The organism is Clostridium estertheticum (assembly GCF_018861295.1).
GTDB classification, from domain to species: Bacteria; Bacillota; Clostridia; order Clostridiales; family Clostridiaceae; genus Clostridium_AD; species Clostridium_AD estertheticum_D.
In genome coordinates, this window is the sequence record NZ_JAHLDM010000016.1 from 50,761 (window position 1) to 64,379 (window position 13,619).

The window sequence follows — 13,619 nt, forward strand, 5'->3', positions numbered from 1 at the left end:
TATTAATAATTTTAGTATTGTATAAAAGCAAGATAAATATACAAGGAGGTAATACGATGAAAAAATTTGATGTTGTAATTTTAGGAAGTGGACCGGCAAGTGGTGAAGTAGCAGGAGTTTTTTCAAGATTAAATAAGCGTGTGTGCATTATTGAAAAAAACTCTAATATGTTTGGAGGAGTTTGTGCAAATAAAGGATGTATGCCAACTAAACATTTAGTAAAAGCAGCTGAAATTGCTGAAATAGCTAAAAAAGCTCATGAGTTTGGAATAGAAATTCCAGAAGTGAAAATAAACATGGAACAAATTACAAAAACTAAGGATATGCTTTTAACACAATTAAATTCTATTAATAGAAAATTTAATATGGCTGAAATTGTAATAGGTCATGGAAGATTTATAAGCAATGATAAAGTTGAAGTAAGTATACCTGATGGATCTGTAGAAGTAGTTGAAGCAGAGCAGTTTGTTATAGCAACAGGAGCTAGACCTAAGTTAATTCCAGGAATTAATATTGATGGAAAATATATTTGTACAAGCAATGAATTATTAGATAATAATGATATACCAAAGAAGCTATTAGTAGTTGGTGGAGGTGTAATTGGTTTAGAATTTGCCTCTATTTATAATAGCTTTGGTGCAGAAGTAACTTTAATCGAGGGATCAGAAAGAATTTTGATAAATGAAGATGTGGACACAAGTGCAATGGCAGAAGATTTACTAAAAAATAAAAAGATAAAAATTTATGCCAATACAAAATTGAATAAGGCAGAGATAATAGATAATAAAGTAAATTGTTCACTTGACGGAAGTTATATCAATACAGAATTATTTGATAAAATTCTAATAAGCATTGGAAGAAAACCTAATATAGAAGATATTGGTTTGGAAAATACTGATGTAAAAGTTAAAGATGGATTTATTAAAGTAAATGACTATTTACAAACAAGTGCTAAAAATATTTATGCAGTTGGTGATGTTATTCCTACAACTATGCTTGCTCATACGGCTATGTATGAAAGCACTATTGCTGCAGCTAATATGGTGAAATCAGAAAGTATGAAATATACTAATAAAAATACACCAAGAGTAATATTTTCAAACCCTGAAATTGCTTCTGTAGGATTAACAGAAAGTGAGGCAAAAGAACAATATAAACAAACAAAGATTATAAATTTTCCAATGATGATGAATGGTAAATCAATTATCAATCACTCAATTGAAGGAAGGGTAAAAATTATTTATAATTCTGTTGATGGAGTTATTCTCGGAGCAAACATTATAGGAAGCGGTGCTACAGAATTAATACATGAACTAACGCTTGCAGTAACTAATAAATTAACTATTGATAATTTAAAAAACACTGTACATGCTCATCCAACTTTATCTGAAGTACTTTGGTTTGCAGCTTCTAAGGGCAGCATTTAAAGTTACCATGTAATTTAGAGATAGGATGAAATTAGCTAATGAATATTTTTAAAAGGAGGTAATATTAATGAAAAAAATAAAATTTAATCCAACTGGAGTTTGTTGTAGAGAAATAAATTTTGAATTAAGCGATGACAATAAAATAACAGATGTGCAGTTTATAGGTGGATGTCCAGGGAATGCGCTTGGTATTAGGAGTTTAGCAATTGGTATAGATGCTAATGAAATTGCTGATAAATTCGCAAATATACGTTGTGGTAATAAGGAAACTTCTTGTCCTGATCAATTTGCAAAGGCATTAAGAGAAGTTTTATAATAATAGTATTAAAGATATTTATAAATATTTAGAAAATTATAGGCGTTATATCGTAAGAATATAACGCCTAATATAATTTAGATTAAAAAAGTTTCTAGTATTTATAAATATAGCAATCAGGAGGGATGGAGTAGATGTTAAGAATAAATAGTGATGAAGAAATTAGAAATATTATTAGTGAAAATGAAATAGTTATATTGTATTTTAGCAATAAAGTTTGTGGGGCTTGTAAAGTGATTAAGAGTAAGGTTGAAAGAATATTAGAATCTTATTCTAAAGTAAAAAGTGTTAATATTGATGGAGAAAAGCAAACGGAATTTGCAGCAATGAATAACGTTTTTTCATTTCCATTATTAATACTTTATATTAATGGTAAAGAAACAATAAGGGTTGGAAGAAATGTTGATTTATTGGAATTAGAAAAAAGCATTAATAGATATTATAATATGTTGTTTTAGAATATTAAATCAATTTTTTATGAGTTTAATGTCAAATGCAATGTTTATAGGAGGACTAGGAACAATCCAAATGGGGGCTGTGTCTATTGCTTATCCAATTACTAGTAGTAGTCAAAAACAAAGTTTCATGGTGGAAACATGCCTATATCCTTTTTCAATCTCTAAATGAAAAAAGAAACCCGTCTCTCGAACAATACGAAAGACGGGTTTCTCGACACTCGAAAAAATACCATATGACTTTAGTTTATATATATCACAACTTCCAAAATTTAGATTGAACTCTTTTTACTTTTTCGATTTGATTTGCTTGATCTATAGATACTGCATTTGCTGTATCAGGATTAATAAATCCTCCAAATCCACAATCGACCGTTATTAGGTCTTCCACAACACTTTTTTTGCCACTCAACCCTTCAAGAACTTTTGAAACACAGAATGGCATATATGAACCTGCTCCACCTTCCATAACAGCTACAAGGCGACCTTCACAATTACGATCAGCAATTCCCTTCACTATCTCAGTCAATTTTTTATACCCTGTAGCTGTGATTTGCTGACCCCCAAGTGGATCAAATATATTTGCAGCAAAGCCGGCTACTACAATGACAAGTTCCGGTTTATACTGATCAGCAATTGGAACAATAATCTCTTCAAAGGCCTTAATATGACCTAGATCTCCTGTACCTGCCGGCATAGGGATAGGTATGTTATAACCTCGTCCATCACCTTCTCCAACGTTTTCTGCATCTTTATCATGAGAAGAATTACGTCCAAATGTTCCTGTTTGATGTGTTTCAATATATAACACTTCAGGATCATTGTACCATGCCTCATGAATACCATTTTTATAATGACAATCCCAATCAATGATCATAATTCGCTTTAAGCCATACTTTTTTTGAGCGTAATTAGCCATGATATTAAAATTATTGACGATACAAAAACCATAGCCATGATCTTTTTCAGCATGCGCACCTGGAGGTCTTTGGAGACAGAATGCATTTGTCACCTTTCCCTCCATAACTGCATCAAGTGCGGCTAAATCGCCGCCCACAGCTAATGAAATGATATCATAAGAACCCTTTCCTACATACGCAAAGGGGCCTACTTCTCCGCCTTCAGCATCACTTAATGTCTTAAGCTTGTCAATGTATTGAGGCGAATGAAAATATAAAAGTTCTTCTCTTGTTGCATTCCTTGGTTCCAATGGAATTAAATCATCGATAAACCCACTGCGATTCAGTAAATTGAAACTTTGCCTAATTCTATTTACATCATCGTAGTAAGATTTCAACTCAACCCATTTACTGTATGCTGCTGGAAAAATAAGAGCTCCGTCACACGGATTATGCCAGTTAAAATTTTCGTGATACATTAATCCTGTCTGTACTATTTTTTTCACTTTAAATTACCTCCTTGTATAATTTTAAAATCTTATATACACAATTAAACATATATTTAATCGCTGTTTTTAAATTATCACATATGTATGTATCAATACAAACAGAAAAAATTTACCCAAATCAACCATTTAGTTGTTTTTAGACCATAACATAAGGTTTCTGTTTTTATCCACAGCAGAAGCCATTAGAATACTTATCAACAAAATATATAAGAGTTTTAACTTGAATTGTGATGTCCTTATCTTGCTGAGGATTGCTATTTTTTTTTACAGGCTTTTCCCCTTATACATTAGTTTTTGACGATCATTAAAGTTCTTGACAATTTGTAAAAAATGTTAAGAGGTATTTCCTTTATTGAATTTGGTTATTGTATCTTAAACATAAAGAGAATATAATATATATATAATAAATCCAATATTCTGCGTGTATTATAAAACTCTTACTTCCAGCAGATGGCTATTTGGCTATTTTCTATACTATAAAATTATAATCATAAAGGAGCTTAACTATGAATCAGCACCAACTTTTATATTTTTTAGAAGTTTACCAGCTGCAAAGCATCAAAAAAGCAGCAAAAAAATTAATCATTACTCCTCAGGGCATAAGCAAAACACTGCTGTCCCTAGAGAAGGAACTCAATGCGTCTCTATTCGTTCGCACAAAAAAAGGTCTGATTCCTACAAATCAGGCTCATATGCTAAAACCACATGCAGAAAAAATCTTAAATGAGTTTTCTACAATACAGGAAAAGTCTTTTTTCATGCATACTCAAAAAGATTTTCTCAAGATTCTTTCTACTGCAGGCGTCTTAGATTATTTAGGTGTTAATTTCATCAAAGATTTTCAAAAAGCCCATACGGAAATTTTGTTAAACTTTACAGAAACCACTGATAAAGCAGCCGCAGTAGAACTATTGAATGATGAAATTGAACTATCACTGCTCTCCTCACCAGTCGATACCACTCTCTTTTCCTACCAGGCTTTGTTTTCTAATTATTACTGCATCATCGTAAATCGCAAAAATCTACTTGCCCAAAAAGCAGCACTTTCCTGTACTGATTTCAAAGACCAACCTTTGGTATTAAAAGGTCGTGAACAACCATTTTTTAATATTTTTCAGGAGAATTTGATAAAAAACGGCATCCGACCAAATACGATATTGGAAACAAATGTTGATTCCATCATCGCCGATATAGCTGAACAAAATCTAGCTATTGGTGGTTCGCTGGATTATCTGGCATTTCAAAACAAACGCCCCCATACTGTAATCATTCCATTAGCAGATAATCATAATATGCGGACAGTTTATTTAGCACAAAAACATCATAAGGTCTTAACGCCTCAGGCAAAAGCTTTTAAAGATTTTTTGCTTAATTGGCTGGAATGGAATCAGGATAGTCTTTTCCATTGGAACGCTCTGCAGCAATAACATTTTCTGTAGTAACAATCCAACGATTAAGCTTCCTCCGTTTACCTTATAATATATTTATGCAGAGGCCAGTATTTATTGTCGTGATAATTTCCACGCAAAAACCAAATTTTGTAATGATAAATTGTTCTTCTTAAGCCACTTAAAGTATCATTTCAATGCATTTACTCTTATGCTATTTTATTTACTTTATATTCCATGATTAGATACATAGTATAGACCCTTACATTCGGAATTTTGTCAGTTCCTAAGGAACATTCTTACCATGAGTATTTTATGGACTCCCGATCTATCGTACACACAACCACCTCTGGTTCGCTGTTCCTTACTCTGCATATGCACAGCATTAGGGTGTATTCTCAATCGACTTCACCGAGCTTTATATCTCTCATTTCTTAATAAATAAGACACATACGTGTAAATAATTATACTCCTAATTCAGCTTCAAGATTCTTAATGGTCTTATTTAATCCTTGAGAGGAAATGAAGAAATAGAAAAAGAAATTGTTAATAAATATTGTATATTGCTATAGAATAGAAAGGATGATGGTATGAAAAGAAAAAGAGGAGAATATTTCTCTAGATCTGCTATGTATAATTTTATTAATATTTAAGGTGAATTAGGAGGTAATTATGACTATAGAAAATATGATTAAATGCTGTGATAATCTAACACCGACTGAAAATCAGTTAGGGCAATATATAATGAAAAATAAATATCAAATTGACCAATTGTCAATTCAAGAGCTCGCAGAGAAAACATTTGTGTCAAAATCTGCAATTCATCGTTTTTGCAAAAAGATTGGTATTGATGGGTTTAATGAACTTAAGGTAAAACTTGTTCAAGACATTGCAGTAGAAAATAAAGCTGATAATCAGATTGATGTGAATTTCCCATTTTTACCTGATGATAGTCAAGGAATATTAGCTCAGAAGTTACTGAAATTATATGAAGCATCAATAGCTGACACATACAATTCTATAAATTTACTGGAATTAAATAAAGCAGTTAAATTATTACATAATGCAGATATTATAGATATATATACCCATGCACACAATATTAATGTTGCAGAAAATTTTCAAGATAAAATGCGTGCAATTGGAAGAATGGTTTGCTGTCCTGAATCATTTTATGATCAGCGTTGCACTGCAACAGCATCTAAAAAAAGTCATGTGGCTATAATTATATCATATTCAGGAAAAGCAACGTTTTTACCTTCTATTGCAGAAATATTACATAGACGAGGTATTGAGATAATTTGGATAGGAAGGCTTGGGAAAAGTGTTGCATCAAATTATATAAAACACAATTTGTATATAAGCGATAGAGAAAATTTAAGAAATAGAATATCCCAATTTTCATCACATATTGCAATGCAATATTTGTTAGATGTGATTTTTAGCTGTATTTTTAAAATGGATTATGAAAAAAATCTGGATTATATTCAAGAAGTTGAAAGCATTGTTGATGATAGAAATATTAGCGAAGAGAAATAAAAACTATTCCGTCCATGAAGAATTGCTAATCATTAGTACCTCTTGAGTTGCTCCATTTGGAAATTGATTTTATCCAAATGGAAGTATTATTATCTACTCTATTGACTTATTATAATGATTACGGTAAATTATAGTTAACGATTAAACAAGTGTTTAATTGAATATACGAAAAATAATTGTTGAGAGGAGCTAATATTACTATGAAAAAGAGTTATAAGATTGATGTAGACTGCGCAAACTGTGCAAATAAAATGGAGGATGCTGCAAAACATACAGCAGGTGTAAAAGATTGTACTGTAAACTTTATGACACTCAAAATGAATGTTGAGTTTAAAGAAGGACAGGAAGCAAAAGGTGTTATGAAAGAAGTCCGCACTAACTGTAAAAAGGTAGAAGATGACTGTGAAATCTTCCTTTAATTCAATTGGATAAAAAATAATATGACATATTTGTATGCACCCTTATATTTGGCTAGGCCAGAGGGGTGCAAAAAAAGAGACTTATATATGAACAATTGTTCATGTATTTAATTGATAATTTCAAAAAGAAAGAAGGAATTAATATGAATAAGAAGCAGAAAAAGATGTTAGTAAGAATCATTGTAGCAACTGTTCTTATGATTGCATTGAATTTTATACCAGCGAAAGGTGCTACGAGATTTCTGTTATATCTAATTCCATATATTATTATTGGCTATGACATTTTGATTAAAGCTATAAAAGGAATTAAGAACGGACAAGCATTTGATGAAAGTCTTTTGATGGCGATTGCAACGATAGGGGCCATGGCGCTTGCGATATACGAGGATGGCGATTATATGGAAGCAATTGCAGTTATGTTGTTTTACCAGATTGGCGAATGGTTCCAGAGTTATGCGGTCGGTAAAAGTCGTAGAAATATCAGCAGTCTTATGGATATACGCCCAGATTATGCTAATATTGAGAAGAATGGAAAGCTAGAGCAGGTTGATCCAGATGAAGTTGGAATTGGTTCAGTTGTTGTTGTACAGCCTGGCGAGAAGGTTCCAATTGATGGAACAGTTGTAGTGGGAAGCTCAAGTCTTAACACCAGCGCGTTAACAGGTGAAAGCCTTCCTCGTGAAGTGAGTGTAGGCGATGAAATCATCAGCGGATGCATAAATATAACTGGCGTGCTTAAGATTAAGACATCCAAGGAATTTGGCGAATCCACAGTATCCAAGATTCTTGAGCTTGTGGAGAATGCAAGTTCTCGAAAGTCAAAATCAGAGGACTTTATCACAAAATTTGCAAGAATTTACACACCTGTAGTTGTATATAGCGCAATTGCACTTGCAATTATTCCACCACTTGTCCGCATGTTTGGTATGGGACTTGGCGCTGATTGGGGAACATGGATTTACCGTGCATTGACCTTCCTTGTAATCAGCTGTCCATGTGCTCTTGTAATCAGCATCCCGCTAAGCTTTTTCGCGGGTATCGGTGGAGCAAGCAAAGAAGGTGTTCTCGTAAAAGGTTCTAATTATTTGGAGATTTTAGCACAAACGAAATATGTCGTTTTCGATAAGACAGGAACTTTGACTCAGGGTGTATTTGAGGTAAATGGTGTACATCACAATAAGATGGAGGAGAAAATGCTGTTAGAGTATGCGGCTCTTGTAGAGAGTGCCTCTTCTCATCCAATTAGTAAGAGTTTACAGCATGCTTATGGTAAGGAGATTGACCGCTCAAGGGTCACAGATATTCAGGAAATCAGTGGAAATGGTGTTACCGCAAAAGTAGATGGAACTACCGTAGCAGCAGGAAATGCGAAGTTGATGAAGAAACTTGGTATTAAGTACATGGAGTGTCATGATGTAGGAACAATCATTCATATGGCTGTGAATGAAGAATACGCGGGACATATAATCATTTCAGATATTGTAAAGCCACATTCAAAAGAAGCTATTGCAGCATTAAAGGCTGCTGGAGTAGAAAAGACGATCATGTTGACAGGAGATTCAAAGAGAGTTGCAGACCAGGTAGCAGGATATTTAGGACTGGATGAGGTATATAGCGAATTACTCCCTGCTGACAAAGTGTCAAAGGTTGAGGAACTTTTGTCTTTGAAGTCGGATAAAGCAAAGCTGGCATTTGTAGGTGATGGTATCAATGATGCGCCAGTATTGACAAGAGCAGATATTGGTATTGCGATGGGGGCCATGGGTTCTGATGCAGCAATTGAAGCAGCAGATGTGGTTCTTATGGATGATGATCCACTAAAGATTGTCAAAGCTATTAAGATTTCACGTAAATGCCTTAGAATTGTGCATCAGAATATATGGTTTGCGATTGGTATTAAGTTGATTTGTCTGGTACTTGGAGCGATAGGTATTGCAAATATGTGGCTTGCTATCTTTGCCGATGTGGGAGTTATGATTATTGCGATATTAAATGCAATTCGTGCGCTATTTACAAAAAAACTATAGGAAAAGTTGAAGCGGAGGGGAAGATTTTGATAAAAGAAAATACAGATTTATTAGAAGAATCCTATCGCATCGCAGATTTATTCAAAGTATTTGGAAATACTACTAGGATAAGGATACTACATTATCTTTTTCTAGAAGAAAGTTCTGTGGGTGATTTGGCAATGGCTCTTGAAATGAGCCATTCAGCCATATCACACCAATTACGGGTTATAAAAGAAAGCAGACTCATAAAAAGCCGAAGAGAAGGGAAATTCATTATTTATTTTCTGGCAGATAATCATGTAAGAGCAATTATCTCGCAGGGAATCGAACATATTGAAGAATAAGATGGAAAGTATATGTAACTTCAAAAGGACTATTTCATGATAAAATAGTTCGAAAGACAACAGAGGTGGAGGATTATATGTTTAGTTCTATAAGAAAAAGATTGATTTTTAACTTTGTTTTAATTGCAGCAATAATAATTTTGATTTGTACATCTTTCCTTACATATCAAATGATAAATGGAATACAAAATCAAATGAAAGCTGATGGAATTACTTTGGCAAATAATATAAGAGCGAATATTGAGAAAACAGGAATAAAAAATATAGATAAAATACAGGATATAGTAGATGGTATATACGATTATTCGGATGGGCAATTATGTTATATTGATGTAGTGTCAAAAGATAAAACCCTTGTTGCAGGAACATCAAAGAATTCTATTGGCCAAAAAATTAATTCGAATGAATTAGGAAGTGTATTTGAAGGGAAAACAAGCGGAAACATCTATGAGTGGAAAGGAATATCAGCATATAATGTAGGAATGCCTATTAAAGATGGAAATAGCGTAGAGTATAGTCTTTCGGTTGGTATTTCTATTGATAGTATGCAAAAAGCTATTAAAGATACAATTATAAAAAGTATAATCCATGCTATTACAGTTCTAATTCTAGCTGCCATTGCAGGAATATGTATAGGCAAACGAATTGCGAGGCCTATAGAAAGTCTTAAAGAGACTATTGAAAAAATAGGTGAGGGAGATTTAACTGCTGAGTATAAAGTTACAGGTAAAGATGAAATAGGAAAACTTGCAGCTGTCAGTAAAGAAACTACAAAAAGTATTAGAGAACTTGTTAGAAAAATTAAAGTGATATCAGAAAGTTTAAGTGATTTATCTAAAAATATTAATGAGGGCGGAAATACAGTAGCGTTATCTAGTGAAGAGATTGCTTCTTCAGTAACAAGTGTATCTGAAGAAGGAATAAAACAAACAGAGTCTTTAGAGGATGCAGTTAGATTACTAGAGAATTTTTCGGTAGATTTAGATAATGTTGAAAATGAACTAGCTATATTAGCTGATATAGGAAATACTATAAAAGAAGATACAAATATAGGAGCAGATACTGTAAATAAATTAACCAATACTATTGATGAAATGTTAAATTCATTTTTAATAGGAAAAGCAAAAGTAGATAATTTAGATAAAACTATATTTCAAATTAATTCTATAGTTGATGTTATAAATGGTGTAGCTAGTCAAACTAATCTTTTGGCTTTAAATGCATCCATTGAAGCCGCAAGAGCTGGCCAGGCGGGAAAAGGATTTTCAGTAGTAGCAGAAGAAATACGAAAACTTGCAGAAGAAGTTCTAAATTCATCAAAAAGTATAACTCAATTAATAAATACGGTAATAGAAGAAACGGAAGGTGTTTCTTCTGCAACAAAGCATGCAACTAAGATGGTGGAAGAAAGTAGGAATGAGGTTAATAATGTTGCGAATTCATCTAAGAGAACTATTGAGAAAGTAAATGAGATTTCTAAAGAAATTAATAAAGTGCGTTTAGTAATTAAAGGAACAATGGAAGGCAGAAATAAGATTTTAAATACAGTTGAAAATATAGCTTCAAAATCACAAGAAATTTCAGCTCTTTCAGAAGAGGTAACAGCATCGACAGAAGAACAAACAGCTATAACAAATGAATTAGCCATAACTTCACAAAAAATAGTTACTATATCATCTGAATTAAAAAATGATATTTCAAGTTTTAATGTATGATTTTTAGAATATGATAAAAAACTTATGTAACAACACGATTGATAAATACCTCATTTTTTATAAGTTTATATCAGAATGGAATCATGTTTTCGGAAGATCCGTATTTTTCATTTTGTATCGTGTTCTGTATTCTACAGGAGGAATTTGCATGATTTTCTTAAACGCGGTGGCAAACTTACTCTGACTTTCATAGCCCATCATCTCAGAAATTTCGCCTACCGTCATAGTAGTTTGGCACAACAGATTTGCAGCATGATGCATACGATAATCCTTCATATACTGGGCAATCGGCTGACCATAAATCGCTTTGAATGCTTTCTTTAACGTAGAGGTGTTAATTAAGAAATCTTTGGAAAGCAATTCTATTGTCGGATGTTCTTTTAAGTCGGAAGTTAGTTTTTTATGCATTTTCTTAATCGTGCTTATGATTGCAGCTGGATATGGGTCTTTACCTTTAGACTTTGATAAGTCATATATATTTAAAAATAACAATAATTCTTGTAGTTTAAGCTGCAAATATGACAATTGATAAGCGCTAGGCACTGTATCCCAAAGATGAAATAGTGTGTCCATTTTTGTAGTGGCTGGCAGGACAGTAATCTGACCGGCGTCGCAAAACTTTGTTTTCAATTCAATAGGATTGTATCCTATTGAACATAACGCTTGTGGCAAATGATTTTTAAATTCACCCAAATCCAAAAAAATGGTAATTCCTTTATAATATTCTAAAGGGAGGGCCATAGAAGATGTGGCACAATGATCCATCATATGTATAGAAATATCGCCAGCTCCAAGGTAAATACAATCACCATTATGCAAAGTCCACCCCATCCGTCCCTCAAGGCAAAAGTTAATCTGCATAACTTGATCCATAGGGTCATGATTAAAATCAAAGGCTGTTCCCTTATATTCATTCAATATAAGCTCTGCTCCTGGAAAAACAGGATAGCCAGTAAGTAAACCTACTCCGCTACAAAACATTATCTTATATGTTACACAAGGTAATTGTTTTTGAGTAGTGGTTGGAATTTTTTTTAGAAAATGCAATCTGTCTAACAGAGTCATGTTTTTGTTTGGCATTTCATTATTATCTCGCTTCATTTTAACCATCTCCATTTAAAGATATAACTGTTAAGAAAATTATATAAGATTTTGTCGGATATAGCAAATAAAAAGGCTTGCTAGCACCAAAGTCAGTTTTTTAGAATTCTGGGCTAAATATATCGAAATATTTATTTTATTATTTCACTGTACTGGTGGATGTCAGGTGAATAATTTCAATTGAATATTACTTATGAAATTGGATGCAAAATGCAGAAGGAAAAAATTGAGTGTGCAATTGCATTAAAAGTTGTAGAAAACTAATAAATTAAAGTAAAATCAAGATTTAATTATCAGATCATAGACAAAAAAGTATTAAATATTTAGTTATAGAGGAGAAGATAAAATGGAAAAAGTAGTTAAATTTCATAAAGAAGGTTATAATTGTGCAGAATCTGTTCTTAAAGCATTTAATGATGATACAGGATTAGACATTCCAGTATCGATTGCTAGCCCTTTTGGATCTGGCATGACTGTTGGAAGTACATGTGGAGCGATTATAGGAACACTAATGGCAGTTGGTGCATTAAAAGGAAGAAATACGAGTGAAGAGAAAAATAATTCAAGAGCATTATCAAGAGAAATAATAAATAAAGTTAAAGAAAAATATGGAACTTTAGAATGCATTGAACTTAAGAAAAAAGGTGTAGCTTGTGATGAAATAATAAAATACGCTTATAATACATTAAAAGAATATACAGAGGTATAATGAAATTTATAATAGAAGGTTATAGTTATACAACTCTTTTGGGAAAAGTTTTGTATAAAGGTGAAAGACTTGAAATAATTTGAAAGACTGCCCTTAAATTCCCATACATTTGCCAAGTGTTTTATGCAAAAAAAGTAGTGCAATTAATAAAAATTTAAATTAGTAAAACAGAGTAACCATGGGATTTAAAGAGTTTCTGTGGAAACTCTTACTTATTAGGGGGTGATGCTTTGGATAATTGTAAAACAATATAAATATCAGATACATATGTAATTTTATTTCAAGCAATAAGGATTAGTGCATTGCTACATGATGTTGGACATCCGCTATTTAGTCATGTTACTGAATTTGCATTAAAGGATGTATGGAAAATAATAAATGAAATTAATAAGGAAAATAGAACTGAAAGACAAGAAAAGTATATAGATTAGATCTCGCCGAGAAAACATTTGTGTCAAAATCTGCAATTCATCGTTTTTGCAAAAAGATTGGTATTGATGGGTTTAATGAACTTAAGGTAAAACTTAATTGTTGATGATAGAAATATTAGTGAAGAGAAATAAAATATATTATATTGAATTATTTTAAAGCTCATCAGAAAAAAGCTGATGAGCTTTTGCAGTTGTATATGTGAAGAATAATATAAAGTATCAAAAAGTTTCAATATATTATCAAAATACTAAAAATTTTTAGAAAAAATGACCAGAATAGCTTGATCCCATTGAGTTACTTGGTTATAGCATCTATATTATAAATATAATAAAAGTCTAACGTTTAAAAAATTTAGTC

13 protein-coding genes and 1 pseudogene are annotated in these 13,619 nt (G+C 32.2%); 12 read left to right on the plus strand and 2 right to left on the minus strand.

Translation table 11 applies throughout. From position 1 onward, the window contains the following. Positions 1–56: 56 nt before the first annotated feature. The 3 genes from lpdA to KPL54_RS15610 all read left to right on the plus strand — a co-directional run bounded on the left by lpdA (position 57) and on the right by KPL54_RS15610 (position 2,201). A complete protein-coding gene (gene lpdA / locus KPL54_RS15600) occupies positions 57–1,427 on the plus strand; it encodes a dihydrolipoyl dehydrogenase (protein ID WP_216107436.1) in 1,371 nt (456 codons plus the stop codon). Positions 1,428–1,494: 67 nt separating this feature from the next. Then, positions 1,495–1,743 (plus strand): TIGR03905 family TSCPD domain-containing protein, encoded by a 249-nt coding sequence (locus KPL54_RS15605; RefSeq protein WP_216102009.1) that lies wholly within the window; start codon positions 1,495–1,497, stop codon positions 1,741–1,743. 134 nt (positions 1,744–1,877) lie between these two features. Further along, positions 1,878–2,201 carry a thioredoxin family protein gene (locus KPL54_RS15610; protein WP_216107437.1) on the plus strand — a complete coding sequence of 108 codons (324 nt, stop codon included), beginning with the start codon at positions 1,878–1,880 and terminating at the stop codon, positions 2,199–2,201. A 253-nt stretch (positions 2,202–2,454) separates the two neighbouring features. Here KPL54_RS15610 and KPL54_RS15615 read toward each other — a convergent pair whose 3' ends face one another. Continuing rightward, positions 2,455–3,495, minus strand: coding sequence for a hypothetical protein (locus tag KPL54_RS15615; protein WP_216107438.1), 1,041 nt, complete (start codon positions 3,493–3,495; stop codon positions 2,455–2,457). 617 nt (positions 3,496–4,112) lie between these two features. On the opposite strand from KPL54_RS15615, the gene KPL54_RS15620 reads away from it, so the two are divergent. From KPL54_RS15620 to KPL54_RS15645, 6 genes are all read left to right on the plus strand, one after another. Further along, entirely contained in the window at positions 4,113–5,033 is a 921-nt protein-coding gene (locus KPL54_RS15620) for a LysR family transcriptional regulator (protein ID WP_216107439.1), read from the plus strand. Between the two features lie 633 nt (positions 5,034–5,666). Then, positions 5,667–6,533 carry a MurR/RpiR family transcriptional regulator gene (locus tag KPL54_RS15625; RefSeq protein WP_216107440.1) on the plus strand — a complete coding sequence of 289 codons (867 nt, stop codon included), beginning with the start codon at positions 5,667–5,669 and terminating at the stop codon, positions 6,531–6,533. 200 nt (positions 6,534–6,733) lie between these two features. After that, entirely contained in the window at positions 6,734–6,952 is a 219-nt protein-coding gene (locus KPL54_RS15630) for a cation transporter (RefSeq protein ID WP_216107441.1), read from the plus strand. Positions 6,953–7,095: 143 nt separating this feature from the next. After that, positions 7,096–8,979, plus strand: coding sequence for a heavy metal translocating P-type ATPase (locus tag KPL54_RS15635; RefSeq protein WP_216107442.1), 1,884 nt, complete (start codon positions 7,096–7,098; stop codon positions 8,977–8,979). A gap of 26 nt (positions 8,980–9,005) precedes the next feature. Next, positions 9,006–9,305: an ArsR/SmtB family transcription factor gene (locus KPL54_RS15640; protein ID WP_169829546.1), complete on the plus strand. Its 300-nt coding sequence runs from the start codon at positions 9,006–9,008 to the stop codon at positions 9,303–9,305. Positions 9,306–9,382: 77 nt separating this feature from the next. Next, positions 9,383–11,020, plus strand: a complete 1,638-nt coding sequence (locus KPL54_RS15645) for a methyl-accepting chemotaxis protein (RefSeq protein WP_216107443.1) — start codon at positions 9,383–9,385, stop codon at positions 11,018–11,020. An 81-nt stretch (positions 11,021–11,101) separates the two neighbouring features. On the opposite strand, the gene KPL54_RS15650 is transcribed toward KPL54_RS15645, so the two are convergent. Further along, a complete protein-coding gene (locus tag KPL54_RS15650; protein WP_216107444.1) occupies positions 11,102–12,121 on the minus strand; it encodes a helix-turn-helix domain-containing protein in 1,020 nt (339 codons plus the stop codon). A 346-nt stretch (positions 12,122–12,467) separates the two neighbouring features. On the opposite strand from KPL54_RS15650, the gene KPL54_RS15655 reads away from it, so the two are divergent. From KPL54_RS15655 to KPL54_RS26545, 3 genes and pseudogenes are all read left to right on the plus strand, one after another. Beyond that, positions 12,468–12,830: a C-GCAxxG-C-C family (seleno)protein gene (locus KPL54_RS15655; protein WP_216107445.1), complete on the plus strand. Its 363-nt coding sequence runs from the start codon at positions 12,468–12,470 to the stop codon at positions 12,828–12,830. Between the two features lie 293 nt (positions 12,831–13,123). Then, a complete protein-coding gene (locus tag KPL54_RS15660) occupies positions 13,124–13,261 on the plus strand; it encodes a hypothetical protein (protein WP_309245393.1) in 138 nt (45 codons plus the stop codon). A gap of 11 nt (positions 13,262–13,272) precedes the next feature. Then, positions 13,273–13,365: pseudogene (locus tag KPL54_RS26545) on the plus strand (MurR/RpiR family transcriptional regulator); the annotation flags it as partial. Positions 13,366–13,619: the final 254 nt, after the last annotated feature.

What these genes read in the sequence shown, in the direction of transcription:
- lpdA (WP_216107436.1), top strand. Translation starts at nt 57, where the DNA reads ATGAAAAAATTTGATGTTGTAATTTTAGGAAGTGGACCGGCAAGTGGT.
- KPL54_RS15605 (WP_216102009.1), top strand. Translation starts at nt 1,495, where the DNA reads ATGAAAAAAATAAAATTTAATCCAACTGGAGTTTGTTGTAGAGAAATA.
- KPL54_RS15610 (WP_216107437.1), top strand. Translation starts at nt 1,878, where the DNA reads ATGTTAAGAATAAATAGTGATGAAGAAATTAGAAATATTATTAGTGAA.
- KPL54_RS15620 (WP_216107439.1), top strand. Translation starts at nt 4,113, where the DNA reads ATGAATCAGCACCAACTTTTATATTTTTTAGAAGTTTACCAGCTGCAA.
- KPL54_RS15625 (WP_216107440.1), top strand. Translation starts at nt 5,667, where the DNA reads ATGACTATAGAAAATATGATTAAATGCTGTGATAATCTAACACCGACT.
- KPL54_RS15630 (WP_216107441.1), top strand. Translation starts at nt 6,734, where the DNA reads ATGAAAAAGAGTTATAAGATTGATGTAGACTGCGCAAACTGTGCAAAT.
- KPL54_RS15635 (WP_216107442.1), top strand. Translation starts at nt 7,096, where the DNA reads ATGAATAAGAAGCAGAAAAAGATGTTAGTAAGAATCATTGTAGCAACT.
- KPL54_RS15645 (WP_216107443.1), top strand. Translation starts at nt 9,383, where the DNA reads ATGTTTAGTTCTATAAGAAAAAGATTGATTTTTAACTTTGTTTTAATT.
- KPL54_RS15650 (WP_216107444.1), bottom strand. Translation starts at nt 12,121, where the DNA reads ATGAAGCGAGATAATAATGAAATGCCAAACAAAAACATGACTCTGTTA.
- KPL54_RS15655 (WP_216107445.1), top strand. Translation starts at nt 12,468, where the DNA reads ATGGAAAAAGTAGTTAAATTTCATAAAGAAGGTTATAATTGTGCAGAA.